Below are 19385 nucleotides of genomic sequence, written 5' to 3' on the forward strand. Positions count from 1 at the left end.
GCCCTTGAACGGCTAGCCCCGTCCGCTCGGCTCGTTCAAGCGCTACCTGAAGCCCGCGAGCGCCGAACGGGCGCGGGGCTTATGCTCGCGGCGTCGCTAGACCCGTCGATGACAGCACGCGGCGAGACGGCGTTCGGCGCGCTCGGTGACGCGGTCCGGGAGGCGCTGACCGAGCGCGGCTTCGCGGAACCGACGGCGACGCAGCGACGGGCCATCCCGCCGATCGCCGCCGGCGACCACGCGCTCGTCGTCGCCCCCACCGGGACCGGGAAGACCGAGACCGCGATGCTCCCAGTGTTCGACGCCTTGGCGCGAGACCGCGACGTCCACGGCATCCGGGCGCTGTACGTGACGCCGCTCCGGGCGCTGAACCGCGACATGCGCGACCGCCTGGAGTGGTGGGGCGAGTACCTCGACGTCGACGTCGACGTCCGCCACGGCGACACCACGGACTACCAGCGCCGCAAGCAGGCGACGGACCCGCCTGACGTGCTCGTGACGACGCCCGAGACCGTGCAGGCGATGCTCACCGGGTCCCGGCTCCGGGAGGCGCTGTCGGACCTCGAGCACGTCGTCGTGGACGAGGTCCACGAGCTCGCGGCGTCCAAGCGCGGCGCGCAACTCGCCATCGCGATGGAGCGCCTGCGTGCGCTCGCCGGGGACGTCCAGCGCATCGGGTTGTCCGCGACCGTCGGGGACCCCGACACCGTCGGCGCGTTCCTCACCGGGTCTCGTCCGTGCGCGGTCCGCGAGGTCGACGTCGGCTCCCAGCTCGACCTGCGCGTGACCGAACCCGAGGTCCGCGACGCGGACGCCGCGCTCGCGGGGCAGCTCGCGACCACCGAGCGCGTCGCCAGTCACGTCCGCGCCATCCGAGAGCTCGTCGCCGAGCACGAGTCCACGCTGATATTCGTGAACACGCGCCAGACCGCGGAGGCGCTCGGTTCGCGGTTCACGGAACTGGACTGCCCCATCGGCGTCCACCACGGCAGCCTCTCGAAGGACGCGCGCATCGAGGTCGAGGACGCGTTCAAGGCCGGCGAGCTCGACGGCCTGCTCTGCACGTCCTCGATGGAGCTGGGTATCGACGTCGGCCGGGTCGACCACGTCGTCCAGTACCAGAGCCCGCGGCAGGTGACGCGGCTCCTGCAGCGCGTCGGGCGCGCCGGCCACCGCAGTGACCAGGTCTCGAAGGGAACGGTCGTGACGACGCGCGAGGACGACACGTTCGAGGCCGCAGCCATCGCCCGACGCGCGAAGACCGGGGAGGTCGAGCCCGCGGGCATCCACGAGGGCAGCCTGGACGTCGTCGCGAACCAGCTCCCGGGGCTCGCGATGGACGGCGACCACGCCGACGGCGGCGCCGACGCCGCCTACGGGCCGAGCACCGTCGGCGAGGAGTCAGGCGGCGTCTCGGCGCGTGCGGCGTACGAGCTCGTCACGAGCGCGCAGCCGTTCGCGGACCTCACCGAGGACGCGTTCCGCGAGGTCGTCGAGGAACTGCACTCGAACCGCATCGTGTGGCTGGACGCGGGCGCGGACCGCATCGAGACCGCGGGCGGCACCCGCCAGTACGTGTACCAGAACCTCTCGATGATACCCGACGAGGAGACGTACGACGTCAACGACGTCGCCTCGAGCCGCCAGGTCGGGACGCTCGACGAGCGGTTCGTCGTGAACTTCGCCCAGCCCGGGGAGGTGTTCGTGCAGCGCGGCGAGATGTGGCGCATCGTCGAGGTGGACGACGACGACGGCGAGGTGAACGTCGCGCCCATCGAGGACCCCGCCGGCGAGGTACCGTCGTGGACGGGCTCGGAGATCCCGGTGCCGCCGGGCGTCGCGGGCGAGGTCGGCGAGATGCGCGCGGTCGCCGGCCCGCAGTTCGAGCGGGGCGCACCCCGCGACGCGGTCGCGACCGAGTTCGCCTCGCGGTACCCCGTCGACGAGCCGACGGTCGCGAGCGCGCTCGACCAGCTGGAACGCCACGTCGACGCCGACGCCCCGATGCCGACGACCGACCGACTCGTGGTCGAACAGCACGGCCGCACCGTCGTCGTGAACGCGCCCCTCGGGCACAAGGCGAACGAGACGCTCGGGCGCGTCCTCTCGTCGATGCTCGGCCAACGCACGGGGTCGTCGGTCGCGCTGGAGACCGACCCCTACAGGATAGAGCTCGAACTCCCGAGCGGCCTCGGGACGCCCGAGGTCGTCGAGGTGCTCGAGTCCACCGACCCCGCGCACGTCGAGTCCATTATCGAACTGTCGCTGAAGCGCTCGGACGCGCTGAAGTTCCGGCTCAGTCAGGTCGCGGCGAAGTTCGGCGCGCTCCGCACGTGGGAGGGGTCGACCGACGTCAGCCCGCAGTACCTCGTCGCCGCGCTCGAGGACACGCCCGTCTACGACGAGGCCGTCCGCGAGGTCTTCCACGAGGACCTCGCCGTCGAGCACGCCGGGGACGTCCTCGACCGCGTCCAGTCGGGGGACATCGCCGTCGAGACCGTCGGCGAACGCACGCCCATCGGGACCGCCGGGCACTCCTCCGGGAAGGAACTGCTCGCACCGGAGAACGCGGACGCGAGCGTCGTCCAGACCGTCAAGGAACGCCTGCAGGACGACAGGGTCGTGCTCCTGTGCGTGCACTGCGGCGAGTACAAGAAACGGACGAAGGTCAAGCGGGTGCGCGACCAGCCCGAGTGCGCCGAGTGCGGTTCGACGCGCATCGCCGCGCTCTCGCCGTGGGACGACGAGACCGTCCCTGCCGTCCGCGCGAGCGAGAAAGACGAGGAGCAGGACGAGCTGACGAAGAAGGCCCACCGCCGCGCGAACCTCGTCCAATCCCACGGCAAACAGGCCGTCGTCGCACTCAGCGCGCGCGGCGTCGGCCCGCACAACGCCGCGCGCATCATCGGCCAGCTCCGCGAGAACGAGACCGACTTCTACCGCGACATCCTCGCCCAGGAGAAACAGTTCGCCAGGACGCGGTCGTTCTGGGACTGACGGCCTGGGAGTCTCCGAGCGGCGCTCACAGCAGGTACTCGAAGACCGGATAAGAGGCGGCGACCGCCATCGACGGCGTCAACACCCACATCGTCACGATGCGCTTGGCCGCCGACGGGTCGAAGAGACTCCGCTCGTCGAGTTCCGCCGGCCCCTCGGAGCCGACGTCCGGGACGTCCGGGAGCTCCTCGGGCGTCTCGGGCGGTTCCTCGTGTCGCGCGATGTCCCCGATGGTCGGACTCGCAGGCGCCTCCTCGGCGCGTGAGGTGACGAGCGCGCCCGTCGCGACGTCCAGGTCCCCGCCGTCGGGCTTCGGCGTCGCCAACTCCGCGAGCGTCGCCGCGCGACTCGCCCGACCCCAGCCGAGACCGATGATAGTCGAGGTCGTACTCACCGCGAGACTCGCGGGAATCCCGGCGTAGGAGAGGAGCGTGATGACCGTGCCGCCGACGATGGACACGATGAGCGACGCGAGGATCGGGAGTTCCGTGATGTCGTCGCCGACCGTCTCCAGGGTGCGGCGGGCGATGGTGAAACTCCCCAGCGCGAACGCCCCCACCGCGAGCAGCACGCCCTGGTCGACGGTGAGCGTCCCGCCCTCGCCGACGAGCGGCGCCACGGCGTTCGCGGCGTTCGACGCGCCCGCCGAGAACGCCATATAGCAGCCGATGGCGACCACCGAGAGCGACCCGACGACGTCCTGAGCCGACGCGTTCGGATTGACGTACGGTCGCGGAATCGCTCCCGAGCGGTCGAGCTGGATGAAGTGGAGGTCGAACTTCGTGAACGCGACGTACCGGTCGAGGTACGGGTAGAGATAGCGGCCGACGACGAGACCGATGGCGAAGCTGATCAGTGGCGCGACGATCCACGCCGAGACGATGACGAACATCAGCGCCTGGTTGAGGGTGTCCGACGCGAGACCCAGGCCGACGATGGCGCCGACGGCCGTCATCGACGTCGACGCCGGAACGCCGTAGAGGTTCGAGACGAGTAGCGACAGCCCGGTGAAGAACAGGACGGCGACGCTCGCGACCGGCGTGAACTGGGCCGCCGGGACGATACTGCTGCTCATCGTGGCGATGACGTTCCGACCGACGGTCCACGCCCCCAGGAAGCCGAAGCCGACGAACAGGGTCGCTGCGGTCGCCTTCCGAACGAGCCGCGAGCCGACCGCCGGACCGAACGCCACGCCCGTCGACGACCCACCGATGTTGAACCCGACGAATACCGCGACGACGATACCCGCGACGACTAGCAGTGACACCATCTTGTTGTACCTTGACAACGTCTCGGGTCACGCTGATATAGTCCCGGGGTGACCGCTCGCCGGCGCTCATCCGAGCAGCCGAGCACGTCGTCGTCCACTGTGGGCTTCGGCCGTGGTCTCGAGGTCCCGTCGACGCGTTCGTCCGGTCGAGTGGTCGCGACCGAAACGCCTTCCCGGATGCCGTCCGGCGTTGGAGTATGCGACTCGCGCCCGGTGCGTACGACTACGCGGCCGTCCCCGCTGTGCTCGCACTCGTCCTCCTCGTCGCGTTCCCGCCGGCGAGCGTGGTGGCGCTCGCGCTCGCGTTCGCGGTGCTCGCGTTCTTCCGCGACCCCGAACGCACTCCGGCCGAGGGCGTGGCGCGCGACGCCGCCGTCGCCGCCGCCGACGGCACCGTCTCGGTCGTCCGGACGGAGACCGACGAGGACGGCCGGGAGCGCGTGCGCGTCGGCGTGTTCATGAACGTCACCGACGTGCACGTGAACCGCGCGCCGCTCCCCGGCACCGTCGAGGCGGTCGAGCACGTCCCCGGCGGCCACATGCCCGCGTTCACGAAGACCGCCGAACGCAACGAACGCCTCCACGTCGACGTCGGGGGCCTGAACAGCGAGAACGAGTACCGCCTCACGCAGATCGCGGGCACCGTCGCGCGACGCTGCCACAGCCACGTCGACGCGGGCGACGAACTCGCCGCCGGCGAGCGCTTCGGACACATCGCGTTCAGCTCGCGCGTCGACGTCCTCCTCCCGCCGCGGTTCGACGAGACCGACGTCCTCGTCGACGAAGGCGACCGGAGCGTCGCCGGCCGCACGCTCCTCGCTCGCGACCCCCGCGCCGCGTCCCACGACGGAGACGAACCCCAGTAACCACGCGACACCACCGCTCTCGCAGTACCCACGCGACACCACCCTTCTCGCACTCCCTCCGCGATACCACCGCTCTCCGGTTCTCGCGCGGCATCGCTCGTGGCCGTCGCTCGCGAGCGTGGAATCGACGGGGTAGGCCAAGTCGGGTCTCGTAGCGTTGCGTGTCAAATGCACGCGGGCAGTTCACCGACTGGCCGTGCCGTCGACCACTAGTCGACGACGTCGGTACAAGAGCCCTCCGGTCGACGCGCCGACGACGCGGACGCGGTCAGCCCCGCGCACGCCGCTGCGGTCAGCGGTCGAGCCGCTCGCGCGCCGCCTCGAAGTGCGCTCGCGTGATCTCCAGCTCGTCACCCATCTCGTTGGCCTCCTCGGGCGACCGACCCTCCGCTATCTCGCGGATGGCGCGCATCGACGCGTCCCGGACGAACGCGTCCAGCTCCGCGCCCGAGTACCCCTCGAGGTCCGCGGCGAGCGCGTCCAGGTCGACGTCCTCGGCGAGCGGCCGACCCTTCGCGACGACCGACAGTATCTCGCGACGGCCGGTCTCGTCCGGCTCCGGGACCTCGATGTGCGTGTCCAGCCGGCCCGGGCGAAGGAGCGCGCGGTCGATGGCTTCCTTGCGGTTCGTCGCCGCGACCACGACGAGGTTCGGGTTGTCCGCCAGCCCGTCCAGTTCCGTCAACAACTGGGAGACGACGCGGTCCGTGACGTCGTCCCCACCGCCCCCGCCGCCGCCCTCGCGGGACTTCGCGACCGAGTCGATCTCGTCGAGGAACACGATCGAGGGCGCGGCCTGCCGCGCACGATGGAACAGCTCGCGGACCGCCTTCTCGGACTCGCCGACGTAGCGGTCGAGCAACTCGGGGCCCTTCACCTCGATGAAGTTCACGCCGCTCTCGCCAGCGAGCGCTCGCGCCAGCAGCGTCTTCCCCGTCCCCGGCGGGCCGTACAGCAGCACGCCAGACGGCGGACTCGTGTTCGCCGCGTCGAACAGCGGGCCGTACGACAGCGGCCACTCCACGGCCTCCTCCAGCGTCTGCTTCGCCGTCGAGAGCCCGCCGACGTCCTCGAACGTGACGCTCGGCTGCTCGGCGACGTACTCGCGCATCGCCGACGGCTCGACCTCCGCCATCGCCCCGTCGAAGTTCGCTCGCGCGACGCTCGGATCGTCGCTCCAGGCCTTCCGCGCCTCCCCCTCCGCCGGCCGATTCCGGATGGCGTGCATCGCCGCCTCGCTCACGAGCACGTCCAGGTCCGCGCCGACGAACCCGTGCGTTCGCGACGCGAGCGTGTCGAGGTCGACGTCGTCCGCGAGCGGCATCCCGCGCGTGTGCACGTCCAGAATCTCTCGACGCCCGACCTCGCTCGGCACGCCGATCTCGATCTCGCGGTCGAACCGCCCGCCCCGCCGGAGCGCCGGGTCGATGTCGTCCACGCGGTTCGTCGCGCCGATGACGACCACGTCACCGCGGGACTCCAGGCCGTCCATGAGCGAGAGGAGCTGCGCGACGACCCGGTTCTCGACGTCGCCGTCGTCGTCGCGCTTCCCCGCCACCGAATCGATCTCGTCGAAGAAGACGATCGAGGGCGCGGTCTCGCGAGCCGTCTCGAACACCTCGCGGACGCGCTCCTCGCTCTCGCCCTTGTACTTCGACATGATCTCCGGGCCCGAGACCGTGTGGAACTCCGCGCTCACCTCGTTCGCGACCGCCTTCGCGATGAGCGTCTTCCCCGTCCCCGGCGGCCCGTACAGGAGGACGCCACGCGGCGGGTCGATGTTGAGCTTCTGGAACAGCTCCGGCTCGCTGAGCGGGAGCTCGATCATCTCCCGGACGCGCTCCAGTTCGTCCTCCAGGCCGCCGATGTCCTCGTAGGTCACGCCCGACTGCTCCTCCTCCTCGTCGCTCTCGCCTTCCTTCCATTCACCCGAGGAGTCGGCCTCGACGTCCCCGGACTGCCCGCCGTCGTTCGCACCCGGCGTCGGGTCGCTCTCGGCGTCGAACACCTCGTTCCGCACGCTCACGTTCGTGTGCCCTTCGACGCGAACCGGCCCGTCAGGTGTCGTCTCGACGACGTGGAACGGCGACTGACTGATGCGCTCCAATCGCACGTGCTCGCCGACGGAGACGGGACGCCCGTCGAGATCGCGGCGGACCGCGCGCTCGACGACGCCCGACGGGACCGACCCCATCTCGCTCGGCGGCGCGAGCGTCACCGACTGCGCGTCGTTTATCTCCCTCGCCGTCACCGTCACGAGCTCCCCGACCTTCGCGCCGGCGTTCGTCCGCGTATCCGCGTCGATACGTATCGTTCCCTCGTCCTGGTCGGTGTCCGCCGGCCAGAACTTCGCCGCCGTCACGTGCGTCCCCTCGATGACGACCGTGTCGCCGCTCAAGATACCGAGCTCGCGACGCGCGGCCTCCGAGAGCCGCGCCACGCCACGCCCGGCGTCGCGCTTCTCCGCCGCCCGCACGGTCAACGTCACGCCGTCGTCGCCGTCCGTACTCATAGCGGTTTTTTCTCGCCTGGATGACTTGAATCGCTCGGGACAGACCACTGAACCGGTCGCCGCGAGTCACCGGGATGCTCGGGACAAACCACTTGTCCGAGGGCGTCGTCGCCCTACGTATGGTCAGCGAGACAGAGCGCGACGGCGAGACGTGGTACGAGTGCGACGCCTGCGGCCTCATGTTCGACGACCAGTCCGACGCGAGCGCGCACGAGGCGAACTGCGACGCCGAGGACCCCTCCTACATCCAGTAGCACGCCGTCCCCCTCGCGGTCGGCCCGCCACAACGGCCGGTCTCGGACCGAGCCCTGCCACGCCGCCACGCGGTCAGTCCGCGCGTTCGCGGTGCTCCGCGGCCAGCTCTTCGGCCTGCTCGCGCGTCTGCACGGGCTTCCACCGCACCTGCGTCGCGCCCCGAGGGCCGTACGATAAAGCGTCCTTCAACTCGTCGGGGAGCACGCCCCAGTCCACCGCGAGGACGGTGCCGTCGTCGTCACCGAGCTCGTACACGCCCAGCCGGTCGGGCGCCGCCCCGACCGCCGACCGGTCGAGCGCCCGCCACTGTTTCCGGAGCGGCATCAGACGATCTCGTACGCGTGCTCGGCCGTCTCGTCCTCCGCGAACACGAACACGCGACCACGCGCGGTCTCCGGGTCCGCCTCCACCTCCACCGCGTACGCCTCCGCGCGCACCGTCACGCCCGGGAACAGCTCCTCCTCCGCGTCGTTCTCGAGCATCACGCGACCGACGCCCGTGTCCTCCAGGATGGACTCGTCCGTGTTCCGGTCGTTCACGTACATCAACACGCCCTCGGTCTCCGTCGGGTCCGTCACGAGAACCTGCGTCAACTTCCCCGGCGGCGCCCGCACCGACTCCTCCACCGTCTCCGGCGGACCATGATAGAACACCGTCCGCCCGTCCAGATACTCGACGACCACGCCGTCCTCGGTGAGTTCCACGCCGAGCGTCGACGGCGCGACGTCAGCTCGAAAAGTCATGCTCGAACGTAGGAGGCTCGCACGCAAAAACCACTCCGTTTCCGGCCGACCCCGCGAGACCGCGCTCCCCGGCCTCGCGCGGTCGACCCCAGCGACCTCAGGCGGGCTTGAACGTCTTCGCGATAGCGGAGACGACCGCGTTCAGGACCGCGTCGCGCTCTCCGGCGAGGTACTCGAGATGGCCCTCGCGTCCACCGACGACCTCGATACCGGCCTCGGGTGCCGCACCCGCTGCCTGCTCGGCGACCCGGCGAACGTCCAGGGACTCCTCGGACCGCAGCCGCATGTCGTCGCGACCCATCCCGACCGTGACGACCGGCTCGTCGTACTCCTCGCGGAGCGTCCGGTGGAGCTCGTCCACGAGCAGCGCCTCCGGCGGGAAGTCGAACCGATGCGAGAACGCGTCCGTGTCCACGACCGCGAACGTCACGCCTTCGGCGGTCCGTTCCGTGAGGTTCCGGCGCGCCGTCTCGACCTCCTTCTCCATCTTCTCGCGGAACTGACTGCTCACGTGCCCGGACAGGCCCTCGCGGCGACCGAACAGGAGGTCGTCCACGAGCTCGCGCTTGTCCTTGTACGACTGGTAGAACGCCTCCAGGGCGACCGCCTGCCGGAGCTCAGTGACGTCCTCGACGTCGTAGTCGGCGTCGCGCGCCAGAGCCACGTAGCCCTCAGGGGTGTCCTCCCAGTAACTCACCGCGGGCAGGTGCGAGAGGTCCTCGCGGACGGACTCGTTCACGTGCGCCGCGACGTTCGCCGCGAGCGCGGTCGTCGTCACCGCATCATCGGCGCCCGCCGTATGCGGGTTCACGTACGCCGCGAGCCCGTCGAGGACGTCCTCGTCGGGCGTCGTCGCGTCCACCGCGACGCGCTCCACGTCGTAGACGTCGAGGAACTCGTAGCCCTCGACCGACTCGGCGGTCGACCCGGCGTCCGCGAGGACGACGAGCGGGAACTGCTCGCCGTGTCGCTCGCGGTCCGAGAGCATCTCCGTGACGTCGTCCGTCGCCGCGTCCATCCCGTAGAACGGGTCGTCGAGCGGTCGGCGCTCGAAGAAGTGGTACTCGGCATCGTCGCGCGCGTGCTCCTCGCGGACGAGCGGGAGGACGGCGCGCTCGATGGCGGCGCCCGCCGCGTAGCCGTCCGCCGTCGCGGTGTGACGCACGACCACGGGGCGTCCCGTGAACACGGCCTGCCGGATGGTCGCCGCGACGTCCCGGATCTCGTCGCCGACCGCCGCGACGGACTCGTGGTCCGCGAGCAGGTCGACCGCGCCGGGGTCGGCCTCGGCGGCGAGCGCGTCTTCGAGGCGCGTGCGGACCGCGTCCGCCTCGTCGCCCTCGAGGACGTTCAGGACCTCCGTCTCGATCTGGAGGTCGCCGTTGTGCCGCTCGACCTCGCCGTCGATGCGGACGACGTCGTCAACCTCGACGTCCGGGTACGCGCGAACGCCAGCGGACTCGAACGCCGCCGCCTCGATGACCGCGGTCTCGTCGCGCAGCTCGAACACCGTCGGGCCCGAGGTCTGCCGGATGCTCACGACCTCGCCCTCGACGCGGACGACCTGCCCGACGTCGTCGGCGACGGCCTCGAGCGTCGTCCGCGACAGCTCCTCGCTCGCCGCGTCGTCCTCGTCGTCGGCCGCGGCGTCGTCGTGCTCTTCGCTTCCGGTGTCCTCGTCCGCCGCATCGACCGCATCGTCTGCATCGACCGCGTCGTCCGCGTCCCCGTCGTCCGCATCGCCAGCGTCCGCGGACGCCTCGGCCGCCGCGTCCGCGTCCTCGCCATCGTCGCTCCGCGTGGCGGGTGCGGCGCCGGCGTCCGGGTCGGCCTCGGTCGTCGTCGTATCGTCGGTCTCGGCCTCGCCGGCGCTCGGCGCGTCGGACTCGGTCGTCCCCTCGGGCTCGGCGTCCGCCGCGGAAGGCGTGCGCGTCTCGGTGTTCCCCGAGCGCGACGCACCCTCAGAAGGGCGGTCGTCGTCCTCGTCGTCCGCGTCGGGCAGCTCGTCGCCCTGCGGCGTCTGGACCAGGTGGCCGCGGAACTCGCGCTTGCGCTGGCGGATCGACCAGCCGAGGTCGACGTTCCCGTTGTCGCGGACGTCCGTCACCTGCACGTAGACGCTATCGCCCGGCTCCCAGTCGAGGGAATCCAGGCGCTTGTCCAGTTCGCTCCGATGCAGGAGACCGGTGACGTGGTCGCCGATGTCGACGAACACGCCGAACTCGGCGTAGCCGTCGACGGTGCCTTCGTAGTAGCGTCCGGGCGTGAGCTGTTCGGGGTTGCTGCCTTCGAACTCGAAGACGGCGTCCTCTTCGTGACTCGAACAGATGTGCCCGTCCACGGGCGTACCGCAGATGATACAGTTACCCATTTGCTCTGGTAGAAGGAACCCGGCCTAAAACTGTTGTCGAAAACCGCTCGCGCTCGACGAACCTCGAACTGACGGTGTCGACGACCCGGCACCGCTCGCTTCGCGGCCCCGTATATCGCCCGACTGAACGGGGTCGATCGGTCGGCGCTGATTCCTCGTCGCGAACCTTTACGGAACGTGCAGGCGTATCTCGGCACGACCATGGAAATCACCTGGTACGGTCACTCCACGTTCGGCGTCGAACTCGGCGAGGCCAGCCTCCTCATCGACCCGTTCTTCGACAACCCGAAGACCGACACGGACCCGGCCGACCTCGAGCCGGACTACGTCCTCCTCACACACGGGCACGCCGACCACGTCGGGCACGTCGGGCACTACGAGGGCGCGACGCTCGTCGCGACGCCCGAGGTCGTCGAGTACTGCCGCGACGAGTTCGGCGACTACGAGGCCGTCGGCGGCATGGGGATGAACATCGGCGGGACCGTCGAGTGCGGGGACGCGTACGTCACGATGCATCGCGCGGACCACACGAACGGGATGGAGACCGGCTACGGGACGAGTGGCGGGATGCCCGCCGGGTTCGTCGTCTCGGACACGAAGCCGACACAGGTCAGTGACGAGGACTCCGTCGCGTTCTATCACGCCGGGGACACGGGACTGATGACGGAGATGCGCGACGTCATCGCGCCGTTCCTCGAACCGGACGTCGCCGCCGTCCCGATCGGCGATCACTTCACGATGGGGCCGTGGCAGGCCGCGGTCGCGGTCGACTGGCTGGACGTCGACCACGCGCTCCCCATCCACTACGACACGTTCCCGCCCATCGAGCAGGACCCCCAGGACTTCGCGAAGGAGGTGACGGCGACCGGGAGCGACGCCGAGGTGCACGTCCTCGAGGGCGACGAGACGTTCGACCTCAGCGAGAACCGCATGGACTGACCGCGAGCCCACGACCACGGACTACCGACCGCCGACCACCGACCGCCACGTCGCACCGGTTCCCGGGCCTCGTCGACGCGCGGAACCCACCTCTCTCGGGCCGGCTCTCGCGGGGGCACGCCACCGCGTTCTCACGCCAACGGAGTCCCACGAGAACGCGTCCCCACGGGAGCGCGTGGCGAAGCCCTCCGGCGACGAAACGCTTAATTACTGGGGACCATTGAGAAGGTGAAAACGGTGATTCTCTATGGAACTACATGTCGACGATACGGCGGCCCAGAACGAAGCGATAAGCACCCACACCGGTCGGTCCTTCCGGCCGCTGGACCCGGCACCCGAACAGATCGCGCTCGCCGACCTCGCGCACGGGCTGTCTAACGTCTGCCGCGGCGCGGGCCAGACCGCGTTCTTCTACAGCGTCGCCCTGCACTCCATCCACGTGACCGAGGAGCTGAAGCGCGCCGGCGAGAGCGAGCGGGTCCAGTTCTACGGGCTCCTGCACGACGCCGCGGAGGCGTACGTCACGGACGTCCCCAGCCCCCTCAAACGCCACCTGCCGGGGTACCGCGAGATCGAGGACGACATCCAGGCCGCGGTCTGGGCGGCGTTCGACGTTGCCCCGCCCAGCGACGAGCAGTACCGCGCCGTCAAGCGCGCCGACCGCGCGCTCGGCCAGTACGAACTCCCCGAGCTCTTCCCCCAGCAGACCTGGGAGGGCGAACGCCCCGACCTCGACTACGACCTCCGCGCAGACGCCCGGTTCGACGTCCCGCGACGGTTCGAGGCGATGGCCGGCGACCTCGCCGACCGCGTCGGCGCGAACATTCCGAACTGAGCGACGCTTTCGGCGTTCCCGTGAGGCGCAGTCGAACTGCTGGCGAGGACGCCACCGACGTCGACCGTCCTGCACCTAACTTCCTCGTGGACCGGCGTTCCGGTGACGACGAGTCCCGGTCTACCCAGAGATTCCCCGCCTGCATTGTGTGTCAATAAAACGTTAGATATCGGGGCGCTCCTCGGGTTCGGACTCAAGTACAGTTATAACAGATAGTTGTAGTGATTCCGGTATGGAAACAGAGCCGTCTCCAGAGCTGAATTCGCACCTCCGGGCGATTCGAACTGCGATCGTCGGTGTAGCGCTGGGAGTGGTTACTGCTGCCCTTATCGTTCATAATGAACCCTTGGCATTCCCGCTGCTCATCATGACGTGTCTTGTTTCGGGGTACGCGTTCGTCCCGACTCTCCGGGCCTGAACTGCCCGATGTCGAGGATTCACCCTCCCAATGTGAGCGTAGACGCCGTCACTTCGTCGCGTCCGCGACCCAGTCGCCGTAGGCGTCGAGCAGCCCGCTCTCGTCGAACCGCTCGATGCACGGGACGTCGTAGGGGTGGAGTTCCGCGACGCGCGCTTCGAGGTCGTCGTAGCGGTCGTCGGTGGTCTTCGCGAGCAGGACCACCTCGTCGTCGCGCTGGATGGCGTCCGCGCCGTCGGCGGCGCCCTCGTCGGCGTCGGTCCAGCGGTACGTGGAGCGGCACTTCAACTGGTTCACGCACGCGGCGAGGCGCTCCTCGACGAGTGCGGTCGCGAGGTCGGCGGCGGCGTCGGGCGGTGCGGTGACGAACGCGGTCGGCATCGTCACGCGAGCACCTGCCGGGCGGGACGTTCGCTCGCGTGCATCGCTACTCGATGGGGCGGAACGACCCGTCGATGTCCCACTCGTGCACGCAGTGAACGTCGCCGACAGCGCTCGCGTCCTCGCGGTCGGGGACGCGCCACGTGTCGTGGTCGTCGTCCCATACCTCGCGTCGCCCGCAGCGCTCGCACTCGCGTTCGTCGGGTTTCCGTAGGTCGGCCATGCGTCGTCGTCGTCGCCGCGTGAACTTGAACGTTCACCGTCGCGGCGAATCTCGTCGAGCGACGCGGCCGGTCCGGGCCGTTCGACGCTCCGGCCGCGGCCGGTTTCGTTCCGAGCGTGGCCGTCCGACGACGGGTCGCGGGTCGTGCGGTCGCCGACCGGGGAAACGCTGATGTTGGAACGGAGACACGTTCTGCGTATGGGCAGTCACTGGTCCCCTCTGGAGGTGTCGCACTGATGCCCGGTGCAGGCCGGTCGAACTCCCGCACGATGCGGGTCGTCGGTGCGCTCGTCGCCATCGTCGCCGTCCTCGGCGGCGCGTTCGGCGACTGGAGCTTCGACGGCCTCGCCGACGGCCCCCTCCCGGTCGTCATCGGCGTCGTCGCGGCCGCGCTCGCGCTCGGCGCGACGTGGTACGCGAGAACCGACTGAGCGAGCGCGTCGACGCCCGGAACGGTCCGAACGCGAACGCGAGTAACCGCCCGTCTGTCCGGGCGCGAGCAACTGTCCGCCTTCGGCTCAGTAGACGGCGTCGAGGACGTCGTCGTCGAGCTCGGGGAACCCGGCGAGGTACTCGCGGCGCTCCTCGCGCAACTCGGCGGCCGCGGCGTCGTAGTCGTCGACGTGGTCGGGAACGCAGAACTCGTCAACGTCGATACCGGGAACGCGACTGGGGACGGTCATGCCCGTGCGGTCGTCGCGCTCCCAGTCGACGCTCCCGCGCGCGAGCTCGCGGAGGATGGTGACGGACTCGCGGACGCCGACGTCCTGCGGGTCCTCGGTCGTCCCGACGCAGCCCGTGTTGAGGACGTAGCACTCGACGTCGAGGTCGCGAACGAGCTCGCGGAACCGGTTCCCCTCCTCGCCCTCGCTCCCCATGATGAACGGGTTCGTGCCGACGACGCGGATCGCCTCGCCCGCGGCGTCCGGGTCGCCCGCGCTCGTCTGGATGGACTCGCCGAGCATGAACGCGACCGCGGCCTCGGTCTCGTCGAGCTTCGCGACCGGCGGCATCAGCGGGTTGCGGGTGATGAAGAACACCTGGTCGACGCCCTCGAGGTCGACGTCGTCCGCGGCGCTGTCGAGGTGCTCGCGCTGGACGACCGCCCGCGAGTTCGTCCCGTACCGGTCCTCGTCGAAGTGCACGGTGCCGTCGTCGTCCACCGCGACGTTCTCGAGGACCGCGGACTCGTGGGTCGCGGCGTCGTACAGCGCCTCCTGTTCGTCGCGGTCCAGCCCGATGGTCTTGATGTAGAGACCGGCGCCTTCGCTACCCGCGACCTCGCCGTCGGGCGTGAGCGCGCACACGTCGTCCTGGAGCATCGTCGCGGACTCGCCGTCGCCCTCGTCGAGCCAGAGACCGTGCGCGGTCAGCGTCGACTTCCCGGTCGCGGACAGCCCGAGGAACACCTGTCCCTTCGTCTGGAGGTCGCCCGCGTCGTCGCGGACGGTCACGCGCTTCGAGCCGGCGTGCAGGCCGAGCCCTCCCTTCCGCTTGGCTTCGAGCATGAACAGCCGGAGGAAGCTCTTCTTCGCCTCGCCCGTGTAGTCGCTGCCGACGACCGCGGTCACGCCCTCCTCGGCGAGCACGCGGATGGCGACCTCGTCGGCGTCGGGCACCTGCACCGTCACGTAGTCCGGCTCGACGGGCTCGCCCCCGGTGTCGACGGGCTCGAAGAGCTTCGCCCACGCGAGCGCGATCCGGCCGTACTCGCGGGGCACGAACAGCCGACAGACCGACGACGCGTCCTCGTGGCGACCCATCCGGCGGTCGAGGCACACCCACTCGCCGTCACCGATGCGGTCGACGGCGTCCGCGACGACGCGGTAGTCCTCGGCCGCGAACTCGTCGTCGACGGTGGTCTTCGTCCGGTCGGCGCTCCGCGACCGGTACTCGCTCACGTAGCTCGGCGAGCCGTACTCCGTCGTCGTCTCGAGGTGGGAGGAGGCCTCGCGGAGCGCGTCGAGCGACGGGTTGTACGTCACGTTCGACGCCGACCGCGGGTCCGGTAGGTCCGACCGTCGTGTGACGGTCGCAGGTATCCCCATGTCTGACATCGTGATTGATTAGATTGCGTAACGCTGTATAAATATGCTGGAAGTATTCGGCGAGTAGGCGGTGGCTTCGCGCCCGAATCGACGACGGATTCGCGCCACGCCCTCCCACGGTCCGAATCGGGCGAGGAGGACGTCAGCGACCGTCACCTGTAAGTCACGGCTCCGCGTGGGTCAGCGCATGATTAAGCTGGTGAACATGCTCGTCCGCGCGGACGACCTGACCCACGAGGAGTTCGTCGAGTACTGGTACGAGGAGCACGTCCCGCTCGCCGAGGACCTGCCGCACGCGAAGAAGTACGCGACGAGCGTCGCCACTGACCCCGAGCGCAGCGCGTACGACGGCGTCGTCGAACTGTACTTCGAGGACATGGGCGACCTGCAGGCGGCGTTCGAGTCGGACGTCGGCCGCGAGGTCCAGGCGGACCTCGAGCACTTCGCGAAACCCGACGAAGGGCCGACGCTGTACGTCGAGGAGACGGTGCAGTTCGACGAGACCGCCGACGCGGCGGCAAGCGATTCGGACGCGGCGGCCGACTCCGGAGGCGACGCGGCATGAACACGGCCGAACGCGTCGTCGAGACCCTGGACGCGCTCGACGTCGAGTACGTCTTCGGGTACCCGGGCGGTCGCGTCATCGAACTGTTCGAGACCATCGCGCACGGCGACAGCGACGTCACGGTCGTCCGGCCGCGCGACGAGCGCGAGGCGAGCCAGATGGCCGAAGCGTACGGGCGGATGACGAGTACGCCCGCCGTACTCGCCGGACAGGGCCCCTGGATCGGGAGTCTCGGGAACATGGGGCAGATGGAGGCGCGACTGGCGTCGTCGCCGCTCGTGACGCTCACCGAAGCGAGCGAGCGCGGGGACTACTCGACGCTCGCGCCCTACCAGCAGTCCCGCGGCGACTACGGCGGGCTGTCGCTGCCGAAGATCCTCGACGGCGTGACGAAGGAGTGGTGGTTCCCGCGCACGAGCACGGAGACGGTCCGGTCGGTCCAGCTCGCGTTCAAGCACGCGACCGCCGGCCGGCCCGGTCCCACCGCGGTCATCCTCGACGGTGACGCGGTGAGCGACGAGTTCCCCGAGGACGCGACCCCGTCGGTGTGGGACGACGAGCGCCAGGTCCGGAACTGGCAGAGCCAGCCGACCGACCGCGACGTCGCGACCGCGGTCGAGCACCTCGAAGCCGCCGACCGGCCCGTGATAATCGCGGGGAACGGCGTCCACGCCGCTGGTGCGTACGCGGAACTGGAGGCGGTCGCGGACGCGTACGATGCCGTCGTCGCGACCTCCTATCTCGGGAAGTCCACCATCCCCGAGACGGACGAGCGCGCGGCGGGCGTCATCGGGTCGTTCGGCCACGAGGGCGCGAACCAGGTCGTCTCGGAGGCCGACACGCTCCTCGTCGTCGGCTGCCGCATGAACCCGATGGACACGAACTGGCAGGCGGCGTCGTTCATCCGCCCGGACGAGCAGACCATCATCCACGCGGACATCGACACGCGGAACGCCGGCTGGGTGTACCCCGCGGACGTCGGCCTCATCGGTGACGCCGCGGAGACGCTCCGCGCGCTCGCCGCGACCGGCGACGGCGAGAGCGGCGACGACGGCGACTGGGCGCTCGACCGCGCCGCGGAAGCGCGCGACGACTTCGCCGTGGAGAAATGCGAGAGCGACGCCGTCCCCATCAAACCCCACCGGGCGTGCAAGGCCATCGAGTCCGTCGTCGACGAGAACACGGTCGTCACCGCGGACTCCGGGAACAACCGGTTCTGGCTGCTGAACTACCTTCAGACCGACTCGACGGGGTCGTACTACGGCTCCGGTGGCGTCGGCGGCATGGGATGGGCTCAGCCCGCCGCGGTCACCGCCGCACTCCTCGGGAAGGACGCCATCGCGGTCGCGGGCGACGGCGGGTTCACGATGACGATGACCGCCGTCGAGACCGCGGTCGACCACGACGTCGCGCCGACGTTCGTCGTCCTGAACGACACGAGCCTCGGGATGGTCCGCCAGATGGACGAGGACATCGCTGGCGTCGAGTTCCACGACACCGACTTCGTCAAGATGGCCGAGGGGATGGGCGGCCGCGGCGTCCGCGTCACCGACCCGGACGACCTCGTGCCCGCGCTCGAGAACGCGAAGGGCGCGAGCAAGCCGACGGTCGTCGACGTCCGCATCGACCGCGACGAGGACATGGCCGACCAGCTCGCCTCGTCGTTCTACGACGAGGTCGGTGGCCTGCACGAGTAACGCGTGGCTCGCGACGGGTCCTCGCGACTCCACGCGACCCTCCACTCCGTCCGGCGGTCGGTCGACACGTCGGCGCTCCTCGACGTCCTCGTCGCCGCGTTCGCGCTCGGCGTCGCCGACCGCGGCTTCCTGCTCGCCGCCGCGACCGCACACGACGGTGCGACCGGCTACGTCTCGGCCTCCGCCGCGCAGGACTACGCCGGCTGGGGCGTCGCCGCACAGCTACGCGTCCTCCTCAGACCCGACGCACACGCCTGGTTCGGCGTCCTGTCCGTCATCCTCGCGTTCTGGCCGTTCGTCGCCGGGTCCGTCGTCGGGTACGCCGCCCGGTACGCGAGCGGGTCGTGATTCGGTACCACGTCGAGCGACCGACGCGCGATATCAGGCGGTCGCGGGCGACGGCGGGTTCACGATGACGATGACCGCCATTTCGTCCCTGTCAGGGCAGCGTTCGCACTGGGTGGAACTCCCTCGTTCCGGCTAGCAGTCGGCCCGAAAGCACAGGGAGCCTGCGGGATACCCCTCGCCTGCGTTCCCGTCACCGCCGTCGCGGTCGGCGGTCGGTTCGACGAGCTCCCGGAGTTCGAACCCGGCGTTGAGCAGCGGAGAAACGACGGCCTCGAACGACGCCGGTAGTACGTGCCTCGGTTGGCGCTGGGGCCGTCGCCGTAGACGACGTCGAAGCGTTCCGTGTCGCCGTAGGTCGGCTGGTCGGCGTACGAGTGGACCGTCGTTTCGGGGTCGCTCGGTTCGGGCTGGTGTTCGTTCCGGACGACGCAGAAGTCGTACGCGGGGTTGTGCGTGGAGACGACGAGCGTCCCGCCGTCGTCGAGGACGCGCGAGAACGCTTCGTAGGCCGCAGTCAGGTCTTCGACGTGGGAGAGGACGTGCTGGCAGAGGACGACGTCGACGCTGTCGTCGTCCAGCCAGTCGAGCGAATCCGTGACGTCGTCGCGTCTGAACGCCGCATCGGGGACTCGGTCGCGCGCCTCCTCGAGCATCTTCTCGCTCACGTCGACTCCGACGACGTCCGCGCCCGCGTCGACGAGCCGTTCGGAGTAGACGCCGGACCCACAGCCAGCGTCGAGGATGCGCTCGCCCGCCACGTCCGGCAGCATCGATTCGAGCGTCGACCAGAGGACGTCCTCGCGCGCTCCCATGTCGACGATCTCGTCCCACTTGTCGGCGATGGCGTCGTAGTGCTCGCTGATCTGCGGCTGGTCGCTCATGCAGGCCCTCCGCCGAAGACTTCTATAAAGGCTGGG

19 protein-coding genes are annotated in these 19385 nt (G+C 69.9%); 10 read left to right on the forward strand and 9 right to left on the reverse strand.

Annotation, left to right across the window (positions count from 1 at the left end; translation table 11 throughout):
- Positions 1–108 precede the first annotated feature (108 nt).
- Positions 109–2997: a DEAD/DEAH box helicase gene (locus SM754_RS15470; protein ID WP_323677145.1), complete on the forward strand. Its 2889-nt coding sequence runs from the start codon at positions 109–111 to the stop codon at positions 2995–2997.
- A gap of 25 nt (positions 2998–3022) precedes the next feature.
- Here SM754_RS15470 and SM754_RS15475 read toward each other — a convergent pair whose 3' ends face one another.
- Positions 3023–4267 (reverse strand): inorganic phosphate transporter, encoded by a 1245-nt coding sequence (locus tag SM754_RS15475; protein ID WP_323677146.1) that lies wholly within the window; start codon positions 4265–4267, stop codon positions 3023–3025.
- Between the two features lie 197 nt (positions 4268–4464).
- On the opposite strand from SM754_RS15475, the gene SM754_RS15480 reads away from it, so the two are divergent.
- Positions 4465–5133, forward strand: coding sequence for a protein sorting system archaetidylserine decarboxylase (locus tag SM754_RS15480; protein WP_323677147.1), 669 nt, complete (start codon positions 4465–4467; stop codon positions 5131–5133).
- Positions 5134–5425: 292 nt separating this feature from the next.
- Here the strand turns inward: SM754_RS15480 and SM754_RS15485 are convergent, their stop codons facing one another.
- Positions 5426–7645 carry an AAA family ATPase gene (locus tag SM754_RS15485; protein ID WP_323677148.1) on the reverse strand — a complete coding sequence of 740 codons (2220 nt, stop codon included), beginning with the start codon at positions 7643–7645 and terminating at the stop codon, positions 5426–5428.
- Between the two features lie 119 nt (positions 7646–7764).
- Here SM754_RS15485 and SM754_RS15490 point away from each other — a divergent pair, with 119 nt between their 5' ends.
- Positions 7765–7899, forward strand: a complete 135-nt coding sequence (locus tag SM754_RS15490) for a DUF7128 family protein (RefSeq protein ID WP_323677149.1) — start codon at positions 7765–7767, stop codon at positions 7897–7899.
- Between the two features lie 73 nt (positions 7900–7972).
- Here SM754_RS15490 and SM754_RS15495 read toward each other — a convergent pair whose 3' ends face one another.
- The 3 genes from SM754_RS15495 to SM754_RS15505 all read right to left on the reverse strand — a co-directional run bounded on the left by SM754_RS15495 (position 7973) and on the right by SM754_RS15505 (position 11014).
- Positions 7973–8224 carry a DUF7508 domain-containing protein gene (locus SM754_RS15495; RefSeq protein ID WP_323677150.1) on the reverse strand — a complete coding sequence of 84 codons (252 nt, stop codon included), beginning with the start codon at positions 8222–8224 and terminating at the stop codon, positions 7973–7975.
- On the reverse strand, positions 8224–8643 hold the full coding sequence (locus SM754_RS15500; RefSeq protein ID WP_323677151.1) for a DUF5796 family protein: 420 nt from the start codon (positions 8641–8643) through the stop codon (positions 8224–8226). The genes SM754_RS15495 and SM754_RS15500 overlap by 1 nt, the downstream gene beginning before the upstream one ends.
- Positions 8644–8740: 97 nt before the next feature.
- A complete protein-coding gene (locus SM754_RS15505) occupies positions 8741–11014 on the reverse strand; it encodes a DHH family phosphoesterase (protein WP_323677152.1) in 2274 nt (757 codons plus the stop codon).
- A gap of 201 nt (positions 11015–11215) precedes the next feature.
- On the opposite strand from SM754_RS15505, the gene SM754_RS15510 reads away from it, so the two are divergent.
- The 3 genes from SM754_RS15510 to SM754_RS15520 all read left to right on the forward strand — a co-directional run bounded on the left by SM754_RS15510 (position 11216) and on the right by SM754_RS15520 (position 13206).
- Positions 11216–11953, forward strand: a complete 738-nt coding sequence (locus tag SM754_RS15510; RefSeq protein ID WP_323677153.1) for a metal-dependent hydrolase — start codon at positions 11216–11218, stop codon at positions 11951–11953.
- Positions 11954–12200: 247 nt separating this feature from the next.
- The gene (locus SM754_RS15515; protein ID WP_323677154.1) at positions 12201–12788 is read left to right on the forward strand and encodes a hypothetical protein; all 588 of its coding nucleotides are present in this window, start codon (positions 12201–12203) and stop codon (positions 12786–12788) included.
- A 232-nt stretch (positions 12789–13020) separates the two neighbouring features.
- The gene (locus tag SM754_RS15520; RefSeq protein ID WP_323677155.1) at positions 13021–13206 is read left to right on the forward strand and encodes a hypothetical protein; all 186 of its coding nucleotides are present in this window, start codon (positions 13021–13023) and stop codon (positions 13204–13206) included.
- A 48-nt stretch (positions 13207–13254) separates the two neighbouring features.
- Here SM754_RS15520 and cutA read toward each other — a convergent pair whose 3' ends face one another.
- Both cutA and SM754_RS15530 read right to left on the reverse strand, forming a co-directional pair.
- Positions 13255–13587, reverse strand: coding sequence for a divalent-cation tolerance protein CutA (gene cutA, locus SM754_RS15525; RefSeq protein ID WP_323677224.1), 333 nt, complete (start codon positions 13585–13587; stop codon positions 13255–13257).
- 46 nt (positions 13588–13633) lie between these two features.
- Positions 13634–13810 (reverse strand): HEWD family protein, encoded by a 177-nt coding sequence (locus SM754_RS15530; protein ID WP_323677156.1) that lies wholly within the window; start codon positions 13808–13810, stop codon positions 13634–13636.
- 236 nt (positions 13811–14046) lie between these two features.
- Between SM754_RS15530 and SM754_RS15535 the strand changes: the two genes are divergently transcribed.
- A complete protein-coding gene (locus SM754_RS15535; protein ID WP_323677157.1) occupies positions 14047–14241 on the forward strand; it encodes a hypothetical protein in 195 nt (64 codons plus the stop codon).
- A gap of 87 nt (positions 14242–14328) precedes the next feature.
- On the opposite strand, the gene SM754_RS15540 is transcribed toward SM754_RS15535, so the two are convergent.
- Complete coding sequence (locus SM754_RS15540; protein WP_323677158.1) at positions 14329–15867, reverse strand: phosphoenolpyruvate carboxykinase (ATP); 1539 nt, start codon at positions 15865–15867, stop codon at positions 14329–14331.
- A gap of 196 nt (positions 15868–16063) precedes the next feature.
- Here SM754_RS15540 and SM754_RS15545 point away from each other — a divergent pair, with 196 nt between their 5' ends.
- Genes SM754_RS15545 through SM754_RS15555 form a run of 3 tightly spaced genes read left to right on the forward strand, consistent with a single transcriptional unit; the run spans position 16064 to position 18468 of the window.
- A complete protein-coding gene (locus tag SM754_RS15545; RefSeq protein ID WP_501993804.1) occupies positions 16064–16423 on the forward strand; it encodes an EthD family reductase in 360 nt (119 codons plus the stop codon).
- On the forward strand, positions 16420–18120 hold the full coding sequence (locus tag SM754_RS15550; protein ID WP_323677160.1) for a thiamine pyrophosphate-binding protein: 1701 nt from the start codon (positions 16420–16422) through the stop codon (positions 18118–18120). The genes SM754_RS15545 and SM754_RS15550 overlap by 4 nt, the downstream gene beginning before the upstream one ends.
- 3 nt (positions 18121–18123) lie before the next feature.
- Positions 18124–18468: a hypothetical protein gene (locus SM754_RS15555; protein ID WP_323677161.1), complete on the forward strand. Its 345-nt coding sequence runs from the start codon at positions 18124–18126 to the stop codon at positions 18466–18468.
- A 59-nt stretch (positions 18469–18527) separates the two neighbouring features.
- Here the strand turns inward: SM754_RS15555 and SM754_RS15560 are convergent, their stop codons facing one another.
- Positions 18528–19349 carry a class I SAM-dependent methyltransferase gene (locus SM754_RS15560; protein WP_323677162.1) on the reverse strand — a complete coding sequence of 274 codons (822 nt, stop codon included), beginning with the start codon at positions 19347–19349 and terminating at the stop codon, positions 18528–18530.
- Positions 19350–19385 lie beyond the last annotated feature (36 nt).

It is taken from the genome of Halorubellus amylolyticus, from assembly GCF_034808145.1.
Classification (GTDB): domain Archaea; phylum Halobacteriota; class Halobacteria; order Halobacteriales; family Natrialbaceae; genus Halorubellus.